The following is a 22,920-nucleotide window of genomic DNA, read 5'->3' as shown; positions in this document are numbered from 1 at the left end:
CGTCATGGCCTTGTTATCACTGGAGCGCATCAGCGCACAGTACCCAGGCGCAGCTGAGCCGGTGCTGTCGGATATTTCCGTCAATCTCGGACCTCAGCAACTGCTGGTCGCACTTGGCCCTTCGGGCAGCGGCAAAACCTCGCTGCTTAACCTGATTGCCGGTTTTGTTGAGCCCAGTGCCGGACGCATCACCCTCGATGGCGCCCCGGTAAAAGGCCCCAGCGCCGAACGTGGCGTGGTGTTTCAGGACGATGTGCTGCTGCCTTGGCAAGACGTGCTGGCTAACGTCGCTTTCGGTCTGGAACTGGCTGGCATTGCGCGGGACAAACGCGAAGCGCGCGCCCGCGAAATGCTCTCGCTGGTGGATTTGTCGGGCTTTGAAAAGCGCCGCGTGTGGGAGCTTTCTGGCGGCCAGAAGCAACGTGTGGGCCTGGCCCGCGCCCTGGCGGCTGACCCGCGCGTGCTGCTGATGGATGAACCTTTCGGCGCCCTCGATGCTTTCACCCGCGAACAGATGCAAGAACTGCTGTTGCAAGTGTGCAAGCGCACCGACAAGCCGGTGTTCCTGATTACCCACGACATCGAAGAGGCCGTGTTTCTGGCCACTGACCTGATTTTGCTGGCGCCCAATCCTGGCCGTATCGTTGAGCGCCTGACCCTGGATTTCGGCCAGCGTTACAACGCTGGCGAGTCGGCTCGCTCGATCAAATCCGACCCTCGTTTTATTGAAACCCGTGAGCACGTGCTTGAGCGCGTGTTTTCACAACGCGGTGCCGCTCAGCGGCAGGAGCGCGCATGAGCAGCTATGAAGCCGTCGCAGCCCCCGTTGCTGCACCCCACGCGCCGCGCCCTGTAAAGCGCAGTTTGAGCACGCGCTGGATCAGCGTCATCACCCTCGTTACGTTAATCGCCACGTGGTGGGCCGTGACGGCGGCCGGTTTGATCGAACCGCTGTTTCTGCCGCCGCCGTCTGACGTGCTGGAAAAAGGCTGGTTGCTGGCGACCAAAGGCTACATGGACTCCACGTTGTGGCAGCACTTGGGCGCGAGCCTTAGCCGCATTGGTCTGGGCTTGGGCTTTGCGATTTTGACCGCCGTACCGGTGGGTATTGCGATTGGCCACAACCGGATTGCACGCGGCATTTTCGATCCGCTGATCGAGTTCTATCGCCCGATTCCGCCGTTGGCTTATTTGCCGCTGATTGTGATCTGGTGCGGCATTGGCGAGCTGTCGAAAGTGTTGCTGATTTACCTGGCGATTTTTGCCCCGATTGCGATTGCGACCGCCACTGGCGTGCGCACCGTCGACCCGGCCAAAGTCCGCGCTGCGCAGTCGTTGGGCGCCACCCGCTGGCAGTTGATTCGCCACGTGATTTTGCCGAGCGCCTTGCCGGACATTTTGACCGGCGTGCGCATTGGGCTGGGGGTGGGCTGGTCGACACTGGTCGCCGCCGAACTGATCGCAGCCACCAGCGGCCTGGGTTTTATGGTGCAGTCCGCGGCACAGTTTTTAGTCACCGACGTGGTGGTACTGGGGATTTTGGTGATCGCCATCATCGCCTTCGCCATGGAAATGGGCCTACGCGCCCTGCAACGCAAGCTGGTGCCGTGGCACGGCCAGGCTCACTAACAACTTCGAATAACATCGACGCTGATTAATCAGCGCGCAGATAACGAGATGACCATGAGCCTGACCATTACCCCTATTAGCTCTGCCCTGGGCGCCCAGATTGACGGCGTTGATCTGACCCAGCCACTCAGCCTGGAACACCGCGATGCCATCGAGCAGGCGCTGCTTAAGCACCAGGTCATATTCTTCAGAAATCAGCCCGTGACCCCGCAGCAACAAGCGCGTTTCGCGGCCAATTTTGGTGACCTGCACATTCACCCGATCTACCCCAACGTGCCCGAGCAACCTGAAGTGCTGGTGCTGGACACGGCCGTCACCGACGTACGTGACAACGCGATGTGGCACACCGACGTGACCTTTTTGCCGACGCCTGCTCTGGGCGCAGTCTTGAGTGCCAAGCAGTTGCCAGCGTTCGGTGGCGATACGTTGTGGGCCAGCGGCATCGCCGCCTTTGAAGGGTTATCGAAACCGCTGCAAGTGTTGCTCGACGGTTTGACCGCAACGCACGACTTCACCAAATCGTTCCCGCTGGAGCGCTTTGGTTCGACCCCGGAAGACTTTGCGCGCTGGGAACAAACCCGCAAAAGCAACCCGCCGCTGTCGCATCCAGTGATTCGTACGCACCCGGTGAGCGGGCGCAAAGCGCTGTTCGTCAACGAAGGTTTCACCACGCGGATCAATGAGCTTTCAGACCTGGAAAGCGAAGCGATTTTGAAGCTGCTGTTTGCTCACGCGACCCGCCCCGAGTACACCATTCGCTGGCGCTGGCAGGAAAACGACGTAGCGTTCTGGGACAACCGCGTGACCCAGCACTACGCCGTGGACGACTACCGCCCGAACCGCCGCGTGATGCACCGCGCGACAATTTTGGGTGATGCACCGTTTTGATCTAAGGCCAGTGCGAGCTGGCTACAGACAATGCTGTTCACTTAAGAGTAACGGGCTTGCCAGCGATGCAGGCGATGCAGTTTTTCTGTTAAACCGCATCGATTCCTTCGCGGGCAAGCCCGCTCCCACAGGGGCGCACTTCACGTTGCTACAGGGCCGGTGCAATCGCTTGGCGTTTTGGCAAAAAAGGCGGCAGGTATAACCCCAAATATGCATCAAACACGCGCTGACCTTCTTCGGCCATGCGCGGGGTGATGCAGTCGTGCAACTGGATCGAGCGCGCATACACCCGATCACCCAACTCCATCGCCAGCGCAAACACGTCCACGTCCTGTGGCAGTGTCGGCAATTCAAAATGACGCATAAACAACGCATGCATCAATTGCCCGAGTTCAAGGTCGTGCTGACGGTCAGCTCGCGTCACTTCGGTCAGCCCATGCTGGGCCAGGATCAGTTGCCGGGCTGCCGCATCTTCGCTGTAGATCGACAGCATGCGCCGCTCAACGATGTGCGACAGGTCACGCCAGGTGTTCAGGCTTTCGTGGGCGATGGGCGCTTGCAGGCACGCACGAAAAGCGGCGTGCACATCGCCGGTCAGCGCTTCGAGCAAGGCAGGCACATTGGCAAAAAAATGATAGACCGAAGAAGGCGGGATTTCAGCGCGCTCGGCCACGCTGTAGATCGACAGGCTGGACACCCCTTGCGTCGCCATCAAGGTGCGGGCAGCGGCGAGTATCGAATCGATTCGGCCCTGGCTGCGTGCACGGGATTTGCGAGGGGTTGCACGTGGGGTGGCGAGGCGCGTCATGGGTGTCTCCTGCAGGGCAGCAGGCATTGTACGAGCCGGGGGAACGGATTGCACAGGCATAAAAAACGCCACAGGCTGTGAAGCCCGCGGCGTTTTTTATGAGCGCTGCAATCGCTTACACGGTATGCAGGTACCAGTTGTATTCGAGGTCGGAGATGGAGTGTTCAAACTCTTCCAGCTCGCTCTCTTTACAGGCCACAAAGATGTCGATGTATTTCGGATCGATGTACTTGGCCATGACTTCGCTGTCATCCAACTCGCGCAACGCATCACGCAGGTTGTTTGGCAGGCTTTGCTCGTTTTGCTCGTAGCTGTTGCCTTCAACCGGAGCGCCCGGCTCGATTTTGTTGGTCAGACCGTGGTGAACACCAGCCAGAACAGACGCCATCAGCAGGTACGGGTTGGCATCGGCACCGGCTACCCGATGTTCGATGCGCACGGCATCAGAAGAACCAGTCGGTACGCGAATCGCGACCGTACGGTTGTCCAGGCCCCAGCACGGCGAGTTCGGCACGTAGAACTGTGCGCCGAAACGGCGGTACGAGTTGACGTTAGGGCAAAGGAACGCCATCTGCGCCGGTAGGGTCTCCAGCACACCGCCGATCGCGTGACGCAATGCGGCGTTCTGCTCGGGATCCTCGCTGGCAAAAATATTTTTGCCCTCTTTGTCCAGAATCGAAATGTGAACGTGTAGTCCGTTGCCCGCCTGGCCCGGGTAAGGCTTGGCCATGAAGGTGGTGTCCATCTCATGGTCGTAGGCGATGTTTTTGATCAAACGCTTCAGCAGTACCGCGTAGTCGCAGGCCTTGATCGGGTCGGCAACGTGGTGCAGGTTCACTTCGAACTGCGCCGGGGCACTTTCTTTAACGATGGCGTCAGCCGGGATGCCTTGCTCTTTCGCACCTTCCAGAATGTCCTGGAGGCAGTCGACGTATTCGTCGAGGTCGTCGATCAGGTAAACCTGTGTCGAATGCGGGCGTTTGCCGGAAATCGGCGAACGTGGCGGTTGTGGGCGGCCGTTTACGTTCTCCTGGTCGATCAGGTAGAACTCAAGCTCAAAGGCTGCACAGATGGTCAGGCCCAGATCGTCAAACTTGGTAACCACTTGACGCAAGACTTCGCGCGGGTCGGCGAAGAAAGGTTCACCTTCAAGTTCGTGCATGGTCATCAGCAGTTGCGCGGTCGGGCGCTTTTGCCATGGCTCATTGCACAGGGTGTCAGGGATTGGATAACAGATTCGGTCTGCGTCACCGATGTCCAGACCCAGACCGGTGCTTTCCACCGTTGAGCCATTGATATCCAGAGCAAATAAAGAGGCCGGCAGGTTGATGCCTTTCTCGTAAACCTTGTGGAGGCTGGTGCGTTCGATGCGCTTGCCGCGCACCACACCATTCATATCCGCAATTAGAAGGTCAACGTACAGAACCTCAGGATGTTCCTTAAGGAACGCGTTCGCTTCATTCAGCTGAACGGCACGCGGGGGTACCGACATGATGCAACACCTTTGTTGTTAAAAATATCAATCATTGAGCGCTACGGGTTTCAGTCAACCCGAACGGCATACCGAAGTCAAGCAGCCTCTTTTTTGCCCTAAAAAAGCGCTTAAAGGGCATTTTTGACGCATTTTAGGGCGAATTTCGCCCTTAGATCGTTGCCGCACCCGCAGTGTTGAGCGGGCCGTGTTGTATTTTTTACGGGGGTGTTGTGTAAAAAAATGAACGAGGCTAAGCTCGATTCAAACCCATAACAGCAATAATACCGGGGTGTTACATGTCACGCCTGCCGATAATCGGCGTCACCGCCTGCACCAAGCAGATCGGTTTGCATCCTTATCACATCACTGGCGATAAGTACGTGCGAGCCATTGCGGTGGCAGCCAAAGGCTTGCCTCTGATCCTTCCGTCACTGGCGGAACTGATTGATCCGACCGATATTCTGGACAGTCTGGACGGCCTGCTGTTTACCGGGTCACCCTCCAATATCGAACCTCATTTTTATCACGGCCCCGCCAGCGCGCCTGGCACCCTGCATGACCCTGACCGTGATCGCACCACCCTCCCCCTGATTCGCGCCGCATTGGCGGCAGGCGTTCCGTTGCTCGGCATTTGCCGGGGCTTTCAAGAGTTAAATGTAGCCCTGGGTGGCTCACTTCACCAGAAACTGCACGAAGTTAAAGGCTTTATCGAGCACCGCGAAGACCCCAGCGCACCGGTTGAGGTGCAGTACGGTCCAAGCCACGCCATGCAGGTTCAGCCGGGCGGTGTTTTAGCAGGTTTGGGCTTGCCGACGACGTTCGAGGTCAACTCAATTCACACCCAGGGCGTTGACCAATTGGCCCCGGGGTTGCGGGTTGAAGCCTGCGCGCCGGACGGCCTGGTCGAAGCGGTCTCGGTGCAAGACGGCAAGGCTTTTGCTTTAGCAGTTCAATGGCACCCTGAATGGCAGGTAAGCTCTAACCCGATTTACCTCGCCATCTTCCAGGCATTTGGAGATGCCTGTAGACGGCGCGCAACACAACGCGACGCCGATGCGTCAGTAAACGCCTGACTTATTCAAGTCAGGAAACTCAGCCCAGAGGCATTTATGAGTAACAACCTCGACCAGCTCACCGATTGGTTGAAAGACCACAAGATCACAGAAGTCGAATGCATGATCGCCGACCTTACCGGGATTACTCGCGGGAAGATTTCGCCGACCAACAAGTTCATTGCCGAAAAAGGCATGCGCCTACCCGAGAGCGTATTGCTGCAGACCGTTACGGGCGACTATGTCGAAGACGACATCTATTACGAGCTCCTCGATCCGGCAGACATCGACATGGTCTGCCGTCCCGATCAGAACGCAGTATTTCTCGTGCCATGGGCCATCGAGCCCACCGCTCAGGTGATTCACGACACCTACGACAAGCAGGGCAACCCGATTGAGTTGTCGCCGCGCAACGTGCTTAAAAAGGTCCTCAAACTCTATGCCGACCACGGCTGGCAGCCGATCGTGGCGCCAGAAATGGAGTTTTACCTGACCAAGCGCAGCGACGACCCCGACTACCCGTTGCAGCCGCCAGTAGGCCGCTCCGGCCGCCCGGAAACCGGCCGTCAGTCGTTCTCTATTGAAGCCGCCAACGAATTCGACCCGCTGTTCGAAGACGTTTACGACTGGTGCGAGCTGCAAGAGCTGGATCTGGACACCCTGATCCACGAAGACGGCACGGCGCAGATGGAAATCAACTTCCGTCACGGCGATGCCCTGTCGCTGGCCGACCAGATTCTGGTGTTCAAACGCACCATGCGTGAAGCCGCGCTCAAGCACGACGTCGCCGCCACGTTCATGGCTAAACCCATGACCGGCGAGCCGGGCAGCGCGATGCATTTGCACCAGAGCATCATCGACATCGAAACCGGCAAAAACGTCTTCTCTAATGAAGACGGAACCATGAGCCAGCTGTTCCTTAATCACATCGGCGGCTTGCAGAAGTTCATTCCTGAACTACTGCCACTGTTCGCCCCGAACGTGAACTCTTTCCGCCGCTTCCTGCCTGACACCTCAGCGCCGGTCAACGTGGAATGGGGCGAAGAGAATCGCACCGTGGGCCTGCGTGTGCCCGATGCCGGCCCGCAAAACCGCCGGGTCGAAAACCGCTTGCCGGGCGCCGACGCCAACCCGTACCTGGCCATTGCTGCCAGCTTGCTGTGTGGCTACATCGGCATGGTCGAAAGCATCAACCCAAGCGCGCCGGTCGTGGGCCGCGGCTATGAGCGCCGCAACCTGCGCTTGCCGTTGACCATCGAAGACGCCCTGGAGCGGATGGAAAACAGCAAGACCGTCGAGAAATACCTCGGCACCAAGTTCATCACCGGATACGTCGCGGTAAAACGTGCCGAACATGAAAACTTCAAGCGCGTCATCAGTTCGTGGGAGCGGGAATTCCTGCTGTTCGCCGTCTGACACGCCGGGTGTCGCTGCACCGGGAGCGGCGACACCCCAACTGAATAAAGGAGAGCTGTATGACTAGCAAAACCCCGCAAACCCTCGAATGGCAACAACTGAGCAACGACCATCACCTGGCACCGTTCAGCGACTTCAAACAATTGAAAGCAGTCGGCCCGCGCATCATCACTCACGCCAAGGGCGTGTACCTGTGGGACAGCGAAGGACACAAGATTCTCGACGGCATGGCCGGCCTGTGGTGTGTTGCCATTGGTTATGGACGTGACGAGCTGGCCGATGCCGCCAGCAAACAAATGCGCGAACTGCCGTACTACAACCTGTTTTTCATGACCGCCCACCCGCCGGTGCTTGAGCTGTCCAAAGTCATCGCCGACATCGCGCCAGAAGGCATGAACCACGTGTTCTTCACCGGCTCCGGCTCTGAAGGCAACGACACGATGCTGCGCATGGTTCGCCACTATTGGGCGATCAAAGGCCAGCCGAACAAAAAAGTCATCATCAGCCGCAAAAACGGTTACCACGGTTCGACCGTGGCAGGCGCCAGCCTGGGCGGCATGACCTATATGCACGAACAGGGCGACTTGCCGATTCCGGGCATTACCCACATCGCGCAGCCGTACTGGTTCGCTGAAGGCGGCGACATGACGCCGGAAGAGTTCGGCATCTTCGCGGCCAATCAGCTGGAAGAACGCATTCTGGAAATCGGCGTCGACAATGTCGGGGCCTTTATTGCCGAGCCGATTCAGGGCGCCGGCGGCGTCATTATTCCGCCAGACACCTACTGGCCGCGTATCAAAGAGATCCTGGCCAAGTACGACATTTTGTTCGTGGCCGATGAAGTGATCTGCGGTTTTGGTCGCACCGGTGAGTGGTTTGGCAGCGATTTTTACGACCTCAAACCCGACATGATGACCATCGCCAAGGGCCTGACCTCGGGTTACATCCCGATGGGCGGCCTGATCGTGCGCGACGAAGTGGTGGCAGTGCTCAACGAAGGTGGCGATTTCAACCACGGCTTCACCTATTCCGGTCACCCGGTAGCGGCCGCCGTTGCGCTGGAAAACATCCGCATTCTGCGCGAAGAAAAAATTATCGAGAACGCGCACAACGAAACGGCACCGTATTTGCAAAAGCGTTTACGCGAACTGAACGATCACCCGTTGGTGGGCGAAGTGCGCGGTGTGGGTCTGTTGGGCGCCATTGAACTGGTGCAAGACAAAGCCACTCGCAAACGCTATGAAGGCCGCGGCGCTGGCATGATTTGCCGACAATTCTGCTTTGATAACGGCCTGATCATGCGTGCCGTTGGCGATACCATGATCATCGCGCCACCGCTGGTGATCAGCAAAGATGAGATCGATGAGCTGGTGACCAAGGCTCGCAAGTGCCTGGATCTGACTTTGGAAGCACTGCAAAGTTAACTGCTAGGCTCTGAGCGCAAGACAACTGCAATTTTAATGTAGGCAATTGCGCTTAGAGCCTTAGGAATCAAGGCTCTTCCCTTGAAAGCCTGCCCCGGATCTTGCCAGACTAGCCCCCGGCTTTGGTTACCCTGATAACAGGTCGCTGAATCGGTGGTTTAAAAGAACAATTGGAGCATTACAGATGAAGGCATCAGGTTTTAAAAAAGCGGGCATGACCCTTCTCGCCCTGTCCTTGATGGGTGTGATGGCCGGGGCAGCACAGGCAGCCGATAAAGTGCTGCACATTTACAACTGGTCCGATTACATCGCACCCGATACCGTCAAAAAGTTCGAAGACAAGACCGGTATCAAAGTGGTTTACGACGTGTTCGACAGCAACGAGACCCTAGAGGCCAAGTTGCTCGCGGGCAAGTCCGGCTACGACATCGTCGTGCCATCCAACAATTTCCTGGCCAAGCAGATCAAGGCCGGGGTTTACCAGGAGCTGGACAAGTCCAAGCTGCCTAACTGGAAAAACCTCGACCCTGCGTTGCTCAAGGCCGTTGGCGATGCCAGTGACCCGGGTAACAAATATGCGTTCCCCTACATGTGGGGCACCATTGGCATCGGCTACAACCCTGAGAAAGTCAAAGCCGCTCTGGGCATCGACAAAATCGATTCCTGGGACGTGATCTTCAAGCCAGAAAACGCAGCCAAACTCAAAAGCTGTGGCATCAGCGTGCTCGACTCGCCGACCGAAATGCTGCCTGTAGCGCTGCATTACCTGGGCTTGCCGACCAACAGCCAGAAGAAAGACGATCTGCAGAAAGCTGAAGAACTGTTTCTCAAGGTTCGCCCTTCGATCGCTTACTTCCACTCCTCCAAGTACATCTCTGACCTGGCCAACGGCAACATCTGCGTCGCCGTGGGTTACTCGGGTGACCTTGAGCAATCCATCACTCGCGCTAAAGAAGCCGGTGACAAGGTCAAACTCCAGTACGTGATTCCGAAAGAAGGTGCAGGTAGCTTCTACGACATGGTCGCCATCCCTAAAGATGCCGAAAACGTCGAGGCTGCTTACGCTTGGATGAACTACCTGATGGAACCGGAAGTGATGGCTGAAATCACTAACAGCGTGCGTTTCCCGAACGGTAACAAGGCTGCAACACCACTGGTGAATAAAGACATCTCGGGTGATCCGAGCATTTATCCATCCGATGAAGTGAAAGCGCACCTGTACGCGATCAGCGACCTGCCGCCAGCAACCTTGCGCTTGTTGACCCGCAGCTGGACCAAAATCAAGTCCGGTAAGTAACACGGCAATCCTGTAGGAGCGAGCTTGTCTCGCGATCTTTTAAAAGATCAAAAGATCGCGAGACAAGCTCGCTCCTACAGGTCAGATCTCATGTGAGATCAGTGTGTTATCGCAATAAATCGCAGAAAACTTTGCTGTGCAGGTTTATCGAGGGTAAGTTGCGCGCCGGTTTTGTCTTTGGCGGCTCAGCTGCCGTGTGACGCGGGCAACTCAGGACCAACTATTTAGAGGACCACCACGTGTCTAATTCTTTGTTTCGCAAGACCTTGATGGTCGGAGCTGGTTTGGCGCTTGCCGTCAGCGTACAAGCGGCACCTACCGTGCACATTTATAACTGGTCGGACTACATCGCACCGAACACCCTGGCCGACTTTGAAAAGGCCACCGGGATCAAGCCGGTGTATGACGTGTTTGACTCCAACGAAACCCTGGAAGGCAAGCTGCTGGCTGGCCGTACCGGTTATGACGTGGTCGTTCCGTCTAACCACTTCCTGGGCAAACAGATCAAAGCGGGCGCGTTCCAAAAGCTCGACAAGTCGCAGCTGCCCAACTATTCCAACCTGGACCCGGCCTTGCTCAAGCGCCTTGAGCAAAACGACCCGGGCAACCTGTATGCCGTGCCGTACCTGTGGGGCACCAATGGCATCGGTTACAACGTCGACAAGGTCAAAGAAGTCCTTGGCGTCGACAAAATCGATTCTTGGGACGTGGTCTTCAAACCCGAGAACATGAAGAAGCTGACCCAATGTGGTGTGGCCTTCCTGGATTCAGCCGATGAAATGATGCCGACCGTGCTCAATTATCTGGGCCTGAATGCCAACAGCACCGACCCAAAAGACTACAAAAAAGCTGAAGCAACCCTGTTGTCGGTGCGTCCTTACGTCACCTACTTCCACTCTTCCAAATACATCTCCGACCTCGCCAACGGCAACATCTGCGTAGCGATCGGTTTCTCGGGGGATGTGTTCCAGGCCAAGGCGCGCGCCGCCGAAGCTAAAAAGGGCGTCAACATCGCCTACATCGTTCCCAAGGAAGGCGGCGCCCTTTGGTTTGACATGCTGGCGATTCCAAAAGACTCCGGCAACGTCAAGGAAGCTCACGCATTCATCAACTACCTGCTCCAGCCTGAAGTGATCGCTCAGGTCAGTGATTATGTTGGCTATGCCAACCCCAATCCTGCGTCCGACAAGGTGATGGATGAGTCCATTCGTACCGACGAAGCGGTTTACCCAACCCAAGCGGTGCTGGACAAGACTTACGTTTCGACCGAACTGCCCCCGAACATTCAGCGTCTGATGACGCGTTCGTGGACCAAGGTCAAGACGGGTAAATAGCTCGCAAGACCACCTATCCAAGGCCTGAGCATCTTGCTCGGGCTGCTAAATTTGTTGGGAGTTTCGTAAATGGCTGTTGCCTCCGGCGCCTATAAGAAAGCCCTCGAGGGCGACCAGACACCTAAACAGGTGCTGGTCAAAATCGACCGGGTCACGAAAAAATTCGACGAGACGATTGCCGTGGACGATGTGTCCCTGGAAATCAACAAAGGCGAAATCTTCGCCTTGCTCGGCGGATCGGGATCGGGCAAATCCACCTTGCTGCGCATGCTCGCCGGTTTCGAGCGCCCAACAGAAGGTCGTATTTTCCTGGATGGCGTAGACATCACAGACCTGCCGCCCTACGAGCGGCCGATCAACATGATGTTTCAGTCCTACGCCTTGTTCCCGCACATGACCGTGGCTCAAAACATCGCTTTCGGCCTCAAGCAGGACAAAATGTCCAACGCCGAGATCGATGCCCGCGTGGGCGAGATGCTCAAGCTGGTGCACATGACCCAGTACGCCAAGCGCAAGCCGCATCAATTGTCGGGCGGTCAGCGCCAGCGTGTGGCCTTGGCCCGTTCGCTGGCCAAACGCCCTAAATTGCTGCTGCTCGACGAGCCGATGGGCGCACTGGACAAAAAACTGCGTTCGCAGATGCAACTCGAACTGGTGGAAATCATCGAGCGCGTTGGCGTGACGTGCGTCATGGTGACTCACGATCAGGAAGAGGCCATGACCATGGCCCAGCGCATCGCGATCATGCACCTGGGCTGGATCGCCCAGATCGGCAGCCCGATCGACATTTATGAAACCCCGGTCAGCCGTCTGGTGTGTGAGTTCATCGGCAACGTCAACCTGTTCGACGGTGAAGTGGTCGACGACGCCGAAGGCTACGCACGCATCAAATGCCCGGAGCTGGAGAACGACATTTACGTCGGCCACGGCGTGACCACCTCGGTGGAAGACAAACACACCACCTACGCGATTCGGCCGGAAAAAATGCTGGTGACCACCGAAAAGCCGACCTACGAATACAACTGGTCGCGCGGCAAGGTGCACGACATCGCCTACCTGGGCGGGCACTCGGTGTTCTACGTTGAATTGCCTGGCGGCAAGCTGGTGCAATCATTCGTGGCCAACGCCGAACGCCGTGGCGCACGTCCGACCTGGGACGATGAAGTCTACGTGTGGTGGGAAGACGACAGCGGCGTGGTATTGCGCTCATGAACATGCGAAAGCTTAAACGCCGACTGCAACGAATAACCCCCGGTGGCCGCCATATGGTCATCGGGATTCCATTCCTGTGGCTGTTTCTGTTTTTCATGCTGCCGTTCTTCATCGTTCTGAAGATCAGCTTTGCTGAAGCAGACGTCGCGATTCCGCCTTACACCGAGATCTACAGCTACGTTGACCAAAAAGTTCAGTTGCTGCTGAACCTGGGCAACTACGCCATGCTGGGCGACGATGAGTTGTACATCGCCGCTTACCTGGGCTCGCTGAAGATGGCCTTCTTCAGCACGCTGTTGTGCCTGCTGATCGGTTATCCGATGGCCTACGCCATCGCCAATGCGCGCAAAGAGATGCAGACCGTACTGGTGCTGCTGATCATGATGCCGACCTGGACCGCGATCCTGATCCGCGTTTACGCGTGGATGGGCATCCTCAGCAATAACGGGTTGCTCAATGGCTTCTTGATGTCGATGGGCTGGATCGACCAACCCTTGCAGATCCTCAATACCAACATTGCGGTGTATATCGGCATTGTGTACTCGTACCTGCCGTTTATGATCCTGCCGCTGTACGCCAACCTGGTAAAACACGACCACAGCTTGCTGGAAGCCGCGTCTGACCTGGGTTCGAGCACCATCAACAGCTTCTGGAAAATCACCGTTCCGCTGTCCAAAAACGGCATCATCGCTGGCTGCATGCTGGTGTTTATCCCGGTGGTCGGTGAGTTCGTGATCCCGGAACTGCTGGGCGGCCCGGAAACCCTGATGATCGGTAAAGTGTTGTGGCAAGAGTTCTTCAACAACCGTGACTGGCCGGTAGCCTCTGCGCTTGCCGTGGTCATGCTGGCGATCCTGATCGTGCCCATCATTCTGTTCAACCGCAGCCAGGCTAAAGAGCTGGAGGGCAAGATATGAACCGCATCCGTTTCTCTAGCTTTATGTTGGTGGCGGGGCTGTTGTTCATCTACCTGCCGATGCTGATCCTGGTGATCTACTCCTTCAACGCCTCCAAACTGGTGACGGTATGGGGCGGCTGGTCTCTGAAGTGGTACACCGGCCTGCTCGACAACACCCAACTGATGGGCTCGGTGATGCGCTCGCTGGAAATCGCCTGTTACACGGCGATTGCAGCGGTCGCGCTGGGCACATTGGCGGCGTTCGTGCTTACGCGCATCAGCCACTTCAAGGGCCGCACGCTGTTCGGCGGCCTAGTGACGGCACCGCTGGTGATGCCAGAGGTGATCACCGGTCTGTCGCTGTTGCTGCTGTTCGTGGCCATGGCGCAGATGATTGGCTGGCCGCAAGAGCGCGGCATCGTCACCATCTGGATTGCTCACACCACGTTCTGTGCGGCCTATGTGGCGGTTGTGGTGTCGGCGCGTCTGCGTGAACTGGACCTGTCGATCGAAGAAGCGGCCATGGACCTGGGCGCCAAGCCCTGGAAAGTGTTCTTTTTGATCACCATCCCGATGATCGCTCCATCGCTGGCAGCGGGCGGCATGATGTCCTTTGCCCTGTCGCTGGACGACTTGGTACTGGCCAGCTTTGTGTCCGGTCCGGGTTCCACCACCTTGCCGATGGAAGTGTTCTCGGCGGTACGTCTGGGGGTTAAGCCCGAGATCAACGCCGTGGCCAGCCTGATCCTGCTGGCGGTGTCGCTGGTGACCTTCCTGGTGTGGTTCTTCAGCCGTCGTGCCGAAGAACACCGCAAAAAGGCCATCCAGCAAGCCATCGAAGAATCGGCGGCCGAGTCCTGGAAACAACCCGATGTACGCCGTCCACAAACGCCAAACGCGGTTTAAGACAGCGATATAAAAAACCTCGCCTCCTGTCACAGGGAGGCGAGGTTTTTTTATGGGCGCCGGGCCGTGAGATTGATTAATGACCGCTCTTGCGTTTGTGCTGAGTCAGATTGCCCTGCAAGGTGTACGTCTTGTAACAACCCGGAGCACCGCACCAGAGACGTGCTGCTTGTGTGTGAGTCAGTCGATGCCGCTTGAGGTTGCTCGAATCTGTAAAGCTTTTTGTGCAGCCAGGTTCAGGGCATGAGTGCGGTGTATCACCTGTGTGAGTCCGCTGGTGCAGCTTTAGATGTTGCTTGAGCGTAAAACTTTTTGCGCATCCAGGCTCAGAGCATGAGTGAGGTTTATCGCCGGTATGAGATCGCTGGTGCTTCTTCAGATTAGCGGCCTGCGTAAAGCTTTTTGTGCATCCAGGTTCAGCGCACGTGTGGGGCTTATCGCCCGTATGAGTGCGGGCGTGGTTTATCAGATTGTGGTTGCTGGTAAAGCTTTTATTGCAGTCAGGAGCACTGCACTGAAAACGCTTTGGTGCTGGCACCGCGGGCATCTTGAAGAGGCTCTGGGAAGACGTACTCGGCTGCGGTTGAACGCCAGCGGTGGCCAATGAGCCCACGATGGCGTCGTATTGCGCCTGCAAGCTGGGGGGTGACAACAAATTGAGATCAAAATCACTCAGAGATGGCGTAGGTGAAGACGGGGCCGAGAACAGACCCACATCAAAATCACTGAGCGACGGGGCCCGTGAAGGGGGTGGCCTCGCCCCCTCGCTGTGCGTGGCGTGTTCAGCTTCAGACCCGGCCGCTTCGGGAATCACGCTGCCATCCGCTCGTCTCTTGATCTGCCCATCGGTATCCACATGGCCTATCGGATCATTACCCACAAACCCATACACATTCAGCCCATCAATGGCGCCACCGGGGTCCGGGCTCAGCCAGCGTTGCAACCACGGCGCGTAGTAGCGATAACCGTAGTAATACAGGCCCGAGGCATCGCGTTCCTTACCCGAGTAACGAATGGTTTTGACGGTGGCTTCAATCGCACTGTTGGCCGCCCACCAGGCCGTGCCGCCAAAAGGGTAGTAGCCCTCCTGACTGATCAACGCGGCCTGCTCATCAAGCTCCACGGTGCAACTGCCCGTCATGTCCGACAGGCTGAAGCGCAATTGCTCATCGTCCCTGTGCGCAGGCCGCTGCTGCTCCCATTGCAACGCCCTGACGGTGGTGCGCCCGGCCTCGATCGACAGCACGCAGAGCCATTGCCCAGTGGCGTGATCGCGGCGCAGTTCAAGCCCCGGCAAATACATGACTTCGCGGGTGTGTGTCAGGCTTTTGGCCTTGCTCAACCGCCGTTTGAGGACACGTTGACCCGCCGCATCGTAGGTGTATAGCTCCTCATCGTGACCACCGTCCTCACGCAGCACTTGTGTCACCTGCGTCAGTTGTTGACGCACGTTCCAACTCATCGCCTGCCCCGCGACCAACGTCTGCTGATTGCCGCACAGATCAAAGCCACTCCCCAGCCCCGGGTTGTCGTGCGAGCCCTCCATTACGCTGTGATTGCTGCGCGCCGCCACGCTCATGCGCTGGGTATAACCCTGGCCTGTAGAGGGCACGTGCTGCATGTGCAACGCATTGCCCGCCGCATCGTAGTGGTAATGACGGGTGTACTGCCCCCAAGAGGTGTTTTGCGTTGCGCCCGGCAAGACCACACCCGGCAACGCCGCCCCGCGGGTGCTCTGAGCATTTTCACGGCCAGAGGCCTTGATCAACTGGGACAGCGAGTCGTAGTGGTACTGGCTCACGGCATCGATTTTGGCGTTACTGAACCAGACCGTGGGTTGGGCCGCGTCATGGATGCGGATCACATTGCCGACGCGGTCATACACATAGGAAAGGTCTTGCAACAGGCTATCCATTTTCTGCGACCGATAGACCTGCTGCCGTTGCAAACGGCCATCGAGCGCATCGTAGCGGGACACGCTGACTGTTCCGTTTCCGGCCCGCTCGGAGGTCAACTGGCCTTGCGCGTTATAAACCCGTTGATCCACCAGCACCTTGCGTTTGCCACTGCTCAATTGCAGCGTTATCCGGGTCAACTCGCCGCCTATCGTGTAGTCGAAAAACCGCCTGTTCTGTTTGGCATCACTCTGCTCCAGCACGTCACCCAACGCGCTGTAACGCCACGCACTGGTGAAGGTCTGCGACGCCAGCAACAACGCGCGCGCGCTTTCTTGCACAGGCCAATCGACGGGCGTGTGCGCCGTTAAAAAACGCCGAGACTGCCCCGTGACGGCGCCATTGAGCCCGTAATGATCGTGGTACACACACCCCGCCGGGTCCTCATGACGCAGCAGCCGTCCGCTGCGATTAAGTGCCGCGTGTTCAGGTGTCATGGCGGCATACGTCAGGTACTCGACGCAGCGTTCAGAGGGGTCATTGTGCGCCTGCTCAAACACTGCAATCGGCCTGAGCAGGTGATCGTATTCATAGCGTTGCAGACCACCACGAGCATCCCAGTGTTGAACCGGCTGACCGGCACAGCCCAGCAGCGATACACGCCATCCGGCATCGACACTGTCGACGCGCAACACCTGCCCGGACACGCTGTAACGGTGGCTGATAGTGGGTTCTACATCGGCATCTGTTGCGTGCAAGGCCTGCAGACGCGGGTCCCATTGTTGCTGCAAAAAGCCCGTGCTGCCGAACACCTGGCGAGTGATGCGAGCGACAGGGGCATCCTCAGCACGCACACGATGGTAGGCCACCGTGCGGATGCAGGCGCCTTTGGGATCGAGAGCGGACAGTGAAGGCGTGTGTCGATGCAGGGAAGGCATGCGTGTGACCTGGTTAGCGCAATGATCCACGCAGACTAAAAGAGCGGGCGGGGCTAAAGGCAGTATTTATATATTGCCGTCAGGCAGCTCTGTTCTGCGTGAGTTGAGTGCCACTGATCAATGACAAAGGGCTTGAGGGCCTAAGTGATGGACCGTGTCGCTCGCAAGTTCACAGCCCTCATTGATGAGTACTCAGGTGCCGGTTCCGACTACCGTTGCGAGCGAAGCTTTTAGTGCACCCCTCATGCGTACATGTGAAAAGTTTCACCTTTGTATGAACACTTTGGTGCACTGCTAAATGGTCTGGTCGAGCAAAGCTTTTGGTGCAACCCTCGTACGTGCATGGGAAAGGTTTCTCTTTTGTATGAACCCTTTGGTGCCGTGACAAATCCCCTTGGTAACCAAAGCTTTTACCGCAGCCCGGATACTCACATGGGAAAGATTTCTCCCCTGTATGAGTCCGTAGGTGCCCGTCGAAATGCTCCTTCCGGGCAAAACGGGATGGACAATTGGGGCATGAAAACCGTTTTTCTCCAGTGTGAGTGAGCAGGTGTCTAGTTAGACTTGGCTTTCTTGCATAACCTTTCCCGCACGCACCACAGTAATAACGGTTCAGTTTTGGCACAGCAGGCACTCGGAGTTGGCCTTGCGAAGATGTGCCAGGCTGTGGCTCTGCAACAGCCGCAGGCAAGGTCTCCATGATCTCCAGAAACTGATCTTGAAGATCAGTCTCTTGACGGTTTTCAAATACAACCTCATCAGCGAGTTCAAAGTTTTCAGCTTGGCTGTCTTGCGTATCGTCATCGGCCAAAAATGCAAGGGCTTGCACTCCTGTTATGTCAGGGGCTGCCCCCATTACTCCCACAACCAAATCCTCCCCGAGTTCCGCGCCTGAATTCTTGCGCACGCGCGTCCGCCCACCCGCATCCACATGCCCCATCGGGTCGTTGCCCACAAAGCCATACAGGTTCAGACCATCAATGTCGCCGCCCGGGTCGGGGTTCAGCCAGCGGTACAACCACGGGGCGTAGTAGCGATAGCCGTAGTAATACAGGCCTGTGGCATCGCGTTCCTTGCCTGAGTAACGAAGGGTTTTATAACTGGCCTCCACTTCATTGCGCCCGACCCAGCACGCGGTGCCGCCGAACGGGTAGTAGGTTTCCTGGCTGATGAGTTGGGCCTGATCATCCAGTTCCAGGGTGCTGGAACCCAGGTGGTCGTCGAAGGTGTAGCGCAGTTGATCGTTCTCAAGGCCGCTGGGCGGTATGTCCCAGTGCAACCATTGCACGCGGCAGCGCCCGGCCTGAAGGGTGACGACCTGAAGATTCTCTTGGGTGGCGCTGTTGGTGCGCACTTCCAGCCCCGGCAGGTAGCGGGTTTCCGCGAGGTGGCTGTTGGCCTGCGCTTGCCAGGTGCGGACTTTGCGCAGGCGTTTGCCTCCACCGCCGTAGATATAGCGCTCTTCGTCGTTGGCGGCGGCCTTACGCGTGACCTGGGCGGTAGCGCACAGTTGATTTCGGGCATCCCACTGCAGGGGTTGGCCGGGTTGCAGGGTCAGAAGATTGCCATTGGCGTCGTAGGTGTGTTCAGTCTCGCCGCTGCGAATAACACGGTTGTTGTGTGGGGCGATGTGTAGCGTTTGGGTGTGATCACTCCCCCCTAGGTGAATGCGCTCCAGCAGATTGCCCGCCGCATCATAGCGATAGGTTTCGTTGTAATTGACCACCCGGCTGGTGTCCGGGGTTTGCCAGGTTGGCAAGTCCGGGCCGAGTGACGGCTGGGCGGTCTCCCAGCCGCTGGCTTCTATCAGTTGGTAGAGGCTGTCGTAAGCAAAACGGCGAATGGGTTCGATGCGCTGATTGGCAAAATGACGGGTGGCCTGGGTTGTGTCTTCAATCTCAATGAGGTTGCCGACCGGGTCGTAGCGGTAGTGCAAGTCTTGCAAGAGCCGTTTACCCGGCACTTGTGCCTGTAGGCGAGCCAAGCGGCCAGTCGCCGATTCGTGGGTCAGAAAAGTGACAACACCATTGCCAGCGGTTTCGCTTTCGACTTGAGAAAAGGCGTTGTAACGGATGTTGCTGACCAAGGTTTTAACCGCGCTGCTGCCCGCGGTTTGCAGGCCGGTATCGCGTAACTGCCCAGCCACGGTGTGGCTGAAGTGTTGTTGATGCCCTTTGGCATCGGTCTGGCTGAGCAGTTCACCCGCAGCGTTGTAGTGCCAGCGGTTGATGAACGGCTCGGCCTCCTCCAGCAACGGGTCGCGCTGCGCCTCGGACTCGGGCCAATGAGGCAGATCAAGGCTGCACAAAAACTGCTGGGTTTCTTCCAGCGATCCGCCTGCCAGGCCGTACTCGGTCATGTGCCGTGTGCCCGCCGGGTCGTCGTGCCGCAAAAGCCTGCCGCAGCGGTTGTGCCGGGCGCTCTCCACGCTGGTGCTGGCGTAGGTAAAACGCTCGATCACATGGGTGCTGTTTTCAGTCACGCTGATCGGGCGCATCGAGTCGTCATAGATGGTTTGCCAATGGCTCTCGCGGGCGTCCCACACCTCCAGCGTCTGCCCGGCCTCGCCCGGAAGGCTGAGCCGCCACCCGGCATCGGTGCTGTCAGTGGCCAATACCTGACCGGACAGGCTGTACACGGTCAGCAGGTTGGCAGGGGCAGTAGAGTCCGCGAACAGCCGAGGGTCGCGCTGCGCCACCAGCCGCCCCATGGGATCGAACGTGCTCCACGTCACCCGTTGCTCAGGGGTTTGCCCACTCACTGAGCGCGCAAACGCCACAGAGCGAACTGGCAAACCGCGCGGCTCGATGACCGCGAGTGTCGGTGTGCGGGCGTGGAGCGACGTCATAGGCAGGCCCTCCAGAACTTTCTGCCACACAGCATGCGCTCAAGGCGTGAGTGCGTCTGCTGTCAGAAATGACAGTCATGATCTGGGTGGCTGCCTATCACTGAATCGCGGGCAAGCCCGCTCTCACGACTGAGCGGGCCCGCTCGACAGGTTTACGGTTTAGCCACGTGCCACACATCGCCTTTGCCGTCGCCGGTCTTGTCACCGGCGCTCTTGTCGCCTGCAAAGGTGTACAGCGGTTTACCCTTATAAGCCCACTGCATCATGCCGTCATCGCGCTTGATCACTTGCCAGTGGCCCATGTTCTTGTGGTCGCCTTGTACCTTCAACGGCGGCCAGTTCGTGGCGCACTGGTCATTGCACATCGACTTGCCACTCGCATCCTTGTCAAAGGTGTAGAGCGTCATGTGGTTGTGGTCAACGAGCATCCCGTCCTTGGTCATCGCCGGATCATCTGCAAACGCCAGCCCCGGCAAAGCCAATGCACCCGCGACCAATAAAGCAGAGAGGGAAACGCTTCTGTGAGTCATCGCAATCGTCCTTTTTGTGGTTGTACGATTTGAACTCAAAGCGTAGTTCACTAAGCTGCCAAGCGTGTTACACCCCAAAAGCTGTCACACGACTGCAATAATTCCGTTATCTAATGCGCCACAAGACAGTTAAATGACACGAGGGTTACGGCATGGTTGGCAGGAGCATTTTGATCGTTGATGACGAGGCACCCATCCGCGAGATGATCGCCGTGGCCTTGGAAATGGCTGGCTACGACTGCCTTGAAGCCGATAATGCCCAGGACGCGCATGCCATTATCGTGGACCGTAAACCTGACCTGATCCTGCTCGACTGGATGCTGCCTGGCGGCACGTCGGGTATTGAATTGGCCCGTCGCCTGAAGCGCGAAGAGCTGACCAACGACATTCCGATCATCATGCTCACCGCCAAAGGCGAAGAGGACAACAAGATCCAGGGCCTGGAAGTGGGCGCTGATGATTACATCACCAAGCCTTTTTCCCCGCGTGAACTGGTGGCTCGCCTCAAGGCCGTATTGCGCCGCGCAGGCCCGGCCGACAACGAGTCACCGATTGAAATCGGCGGCTTGCTGCTCGATCCGATCAGCCACCGTGTGACCATCGATGGCACTCCGGCTGAAATGGGCCCGACCGAGTATCGCCTGCTGCAATTCTTCATGACCCACCAGGAGCGCGCGTACACCCGCGGCCAACTGCTGGATCAGGTGTGGGGCGGCAACGTGTACGTTGAAGAGCGTACCGTGGACGTGCACATCCGCCGCCTGCGCAAAGCCCTCGGCGAAGCGTACGAAAATCTGGTACAAACCGTGCGCGGCACCGGCTACCGGTTTTCCACGAAGGCTTAAAAGCAGCTGCAAGCTATCAGCCTCAAGCGGCAAGATTAAAGCGGCTCAGTCTTTAGCTTGAGGCTTGAGGCTTGTAACTTGGCGCTCACAACGGGACTTGTGACCTTGAATCAAAACTGGCATGGCACTCTGATTCGTCATTTGTTGCTGTTGATCACCGGCTGTCTGTTAGTCGGGCTGATCAGTGGTTACTACGGCTGGAGTCTGGCCGTTGGCCTTGGCCTCTATCTGGGCTGGACCCTTAAACAATTGCTGCGTCTGCACGATTGGCTGCGCCATCACCAACCCGATGAAGCGCCACCGGATGGCTATGGCCTGTGGGGCGAGGTGTTCGACAGCATCTATAACTTGCAACGCCGCGACCAACGCGTACGCGGGCGCCTGCAAGCGGTGATTGATCGGGTGCAAGAGTCGACGGCCGCGCTCAAGGACGCGGTGGTCATGCTCGACAGCGATGGCAACCTCGAATGGTGGAACCGCGCCGCAGAGACCTTGTTGGGGCTCAAGACGCCACAAGACAGCGGCCAGCCGGTCACCAACCTGGTGCGCCATCCGCGCTTCAAGGAATACTTCGAAAACAACAATTACAACGAGCCGCTGGACATTCCTTCGCCGGTCAACGATCACCTGCGCATCCAGCTCTACATCACCCGCTATGGCAATAACGAGCACCTGATGCTGGTGCGCGACGTCACGCGCCTTCACCAGCTTGAGCAGATGCGCAAAGACTTCATCGCCAACGTGTCCCACGAACTGCGCACGCCATTGACGGTGATCTGCGGCTATCTGGAGACCCTGCTCGATAACGTCGAAGACGTGAACCCGCGCTGGAAGCGCCCGCTGTCGCAAATGCAGCAACAGGGCGAACGCATGCAGACGTTGCTCAACGACCTGCTGCTGCTGGCCAAGCTCGAAGCCACAGACTACCCCTCGGACAACCAGCCGGTGGCCATTGACGCCTTGCTGCGCTCGATCAAGGGTGACGCACAGGCCTTGTCCGGGCAGCGCAACCAGACCATCACCCTCGACGTTGAAACCGATGTCGCGCTCAAGGGCAGCGAAGCCGAGCTGCGCAGTGCGTTTTCCAACCTGGTGTTCAACGCCGTCAAATACACCCCTGACGGTGGCGCCATTCGTATTCGCTGGTGGGCAGACCACTTGGGAGCGCACCTGAGCGTGCAGGATTCTGGTGTCGGCATCGACAACAAACACCTGCCGCGCCTGACCGAGCGCTTCTACCGCGTCGATTCCAGCCGCAACGCCAACACTGGCGGCACCGGGCTGGGGCTGGCCATCGTCAAACACGTGCTGCTGCGCCATCGCGGGCATCTGGAGATCAGCAGCGTGCTGGGCCACGGCAGCACCTTTACCTGCCAGTTCGCCCCGGTCCAGGTCATAAAAGCCAACATCCGGGCGTCGACCCACTGACACATGTGGCAATAACCCACTAGGCAAGTGCCGCATCAGCCGCTACATTGCTTGGCCGAGGCCTGTTTTACAGGCCTCGAAACCCTCCACTATTTGAA

Annotated in this window: 18 protein-coding genes; 13 read left to right on the top strand and 5 right to left on the bottom strand. The window is 57.8% G+C overall.

Annotated elements, in window-relative coordinates:
• Nucleotides 1-4: 4 nt before the first annotated feature.
• The 3 genes from tauB to tauD are packed head-to-tail and all read left to right on the top strand — an operon-like array spanning nt 5 to nt 2,517.
• Nucleotides 5-799, top strand: coding sequence for a taurine ABC transporter ATP-binding subunit (gene tauB / locus RHM56_RS24215; protein ID WP_322236793.1), 795 nt, complete (start codon nt 5-7; stop codon nt 797-799).
• Entirely contained in the window at nt 796-1,629 is an 834-nt protein-coding gene (gene tauC, locus RHM56_RS24210) for a taurine ABC transporter permease TauC (protein WP_322236791.1), read from the top strand. The genes tauB and tauC overlap by 4 nt, the downstream gene beginning before the upstream one ends.
• Before the next feature lie 54 nt (nt 1,630-1,683).
• On the top strand, nt 1,684-2,517 hold the full coding sequence (tauD, locus tag RHM56_RS24205) for a taurine dioxygenase (protein ID WP_322236789.1): 834 nt from the start codon (nt 1,684-1,686) through the stop codon (nt 2,515-2,517).
• A gap of 148 nt (nt 2,518-2,665) precedes the next feature.
• Here the strand turns inward: tauD and RHM56_RS24200 are convergent, their stop codons facing one another.
• Both RHM56_RS24200 and RHM56_RS24195 read right to left on the bottom strand, forming a co-directional pair.
• Nucleotides 2,666-3,325, bottom strand: coding sequence for a TetR/AcrR family transcriptional regulator (locus tag RHM56_RS24200; RefSeq protein WP_322236787.1), 660 nt, complete (start codon nt 3,323-3,325; stop codon nt 2,666-2,668).
• A gap of 115 nt (nt 3,326-3,440) precedes the next feature.
• Entirely contained in the window at nt 3,441-4,817 is a 1,377-nt protein-coding gene (locus RHM56_RS24195) for a glutamine synthetase family protein (protein WP_019410790.1), read from the bottom strand.
• Between the two features lie 278 nt (nt 4,818-5,095).
• On the opposite strand from RHM56_RS24195, the gene RHM56_RS24190 reads away from it, so the two are divergent.
• The 8 genes from RHM56_RS24190 (at nt 5,096) to RHM56_RS24155 (ending at nt 14,338) form a co-directional block, all read left to right on the top strand.
• On the top strand, nt 5,096-5,872 hold the full coding sequence (locus RHM56_RS24190) for a gamma-glutamyl-gamma-aminobutyrate hydrolase family protein (protein WP_322236784.1): 777 nt from the start codon (nt 5,096-5,098) through the stop codon (nt 5,870-5,872).
• Between the two features lie 36 nt (nt 5,873-5,908).
• Complete coding sequence (locus RHM56_RS24185) at nt 5,909-7,267, top strand: glutamine synthetase family protein (RefSeq protein WP_322236782.1); 1,359 nt, start codon at nt 5,909-5,911, stop codon at nt 7,265-7,267.
• Nucleotides 7,268-7,326: 59 nt separating this feature from the next.
• Nucleotides 7,327-8,691 carry an aspartate aminotransferase family protein gene (locus RHM56_RS24180; protein ID WP_322236780.1) on the top strand — a complete coding sequence of 455 codons (1,365 nt, stop codon included), beginning with the start codon at nt 7,327-7,329 and terminating at the stop codon, nt 8,689-8,691.
• A gap of 184 nt (nt 8,692-8,875) precedes the next feature.
• A complete protein-coding gene (locus RHM56_RS24175) occupies nt 8,876-9,988 on the top strand; it encodes a polyamine ABC transporter substrate-binding protein (protein ID WP_322236778.1) in 1,113 nt (370 codons plus the stop codon).
• Nucleotides 9,989-10,227: 239 nt separating this feature from the next.
• Complete coding sequence (locus tag RHM56_RS24170) at nt 10,228-11,322, top strand: polyamine ABC transporter substrate-binding protein (RefSeq protein ID WP_322236776.1); 1,095 nt, start codon at nt 10,228-10,230, stop codon at nt 11,320-11,322.
• A gap of 69 nt (nt 11,323-11,391) precedes the next feature.
• Complete coding sequence (locus RHM56_RS24165; RefSeq protein ID WP_322236774.1) at nt 11,392-12,534, top strand: ABC transporter ATP-binding protein; 1,143 nt, start codon at nt 11,392-11,394, stop codon at nt 12,532-12,534.
• Nucleotides 12,531-13,451: an ABC transporter permease subunit gene (locus RHM56_RS24160; protein ID WP_322236772.1), complete on the top strand. Its 921-nt coding sequence runs from the start codon at nt 12,531-12,533 to the stop codon at nt 13,449-13,451. The genes RHM56_RS24165 and RHM56_RS24160 overlap by 4 nt, the downstream gene beginning before the upstream one ends.
• Nucleotides 13,448-14,338 (top strand): ABC transporter permease subunit, encoded by an 891-nt coding sequence (locus RHM56_RS24155; RefSeq protein WP_322236770.1) that lies wholly within the window; start codon nt 13,448-13,450, stop codon nt 14,336-14,338. Before RHM56_RS24160 ends, RHM56_RS24155 begins: the two co-directional genes overlap by 4 nt.
• Nucleotides 14,339-14,414: 76 nt before the next feature.
• Here RHM56_RS24155 and RHM56_RS24150 read toward each other — a convergent pair whose 3' ends face one another.
• From RHM56_RS24150 to RHM56_RS24140, 3 genes are all read right to left on the bottom strand, one after another.
• Nucleotides 14,415-17,171: an RHS repeat-associated core domain-containing protein gene (locus RHM56_RS24150; RefSeq protein ID WP_322236768.1), complete on the bottom strand. Its 2,757-nt coding sequence runs from the start codon at nt 17,169-17,171 to the stop codon at nt 14,415-14,417.
• A gap of 178 nt (nt 17,172-17,349) precedes the next feature.
• Nucleotides 17,350-20,019 carry an RHS repeat-associated core domain-containing protein gene (locus tag RHM56_RS24145; protein ID WP_322236766.1) on the bottom strand — a complete coding sequence of 890 codons (2,670 nt, stop codon included), beginning with the start codon at nt 20,017-20,019 and terminating at the stop codon, nt 17,350-17,352.
• Nucleotides 20,020-20,171: 152 nt separating this feature from the next.
• Nucleotides 20,172-20,549, bottom strand: coding sequence for a hypothetical protein (locus RHM56_RS24140; protein WP_322236764.1), 378 nt, complete (start codon nt 20,547-20,549; stop codon nt 20,172-20,174).
• Nucleotides 20,550-20,701: 152 nt separating this feature from the next.
• On the opposite strand from RHM56_RS24140, the gene phoB reads away from it, so the two are divergent.
• Both phoB and phoR read left to right on the top strand, forming a co-directional pair.
• Entirely contained in the window at nt 20,702-21,394 is a 693-nt protein-coding gene (gene phoB, locus RHM56_RS24135; RefSeq protein ID WP_019409226.1) for a phosphate regulon transcriptional regulator PhoB, read from the top strand.
• A gap of 105 nt (nt 21,395-21,499) precedes the next feature.
• The gene (phoR, locus tag RHM56_RS24130; protein ID WP_322236761.1) at nt 21,500-22,822 is read left to right on the top strand and encodes a phosphate regulon sensor histidine kinase PhoR; all 1,323 of its coding nucleotides are present in this window, start codon (nt 21,500-21,502) and stop codon (nt 22,820-22,822) included.
• Nucleotides 22,823-22,920: the final 98 nt, after the last annotated feature.

Source organism: Pseudomonas sp. CCC3.1 (assembly GCF_034347405.1).
Classification (GTDB): Bacteria; Pseudomonadota; Gammaproteobacteria; order Pseudomonadales; family Pseudomonadaceae; genus Aquipseudomonas.
The sequence above is the reverse complement of the archived record's forward strand: the minus strand, read 5'-3'. Positions and strand labels throughout refer to the sequence as shown.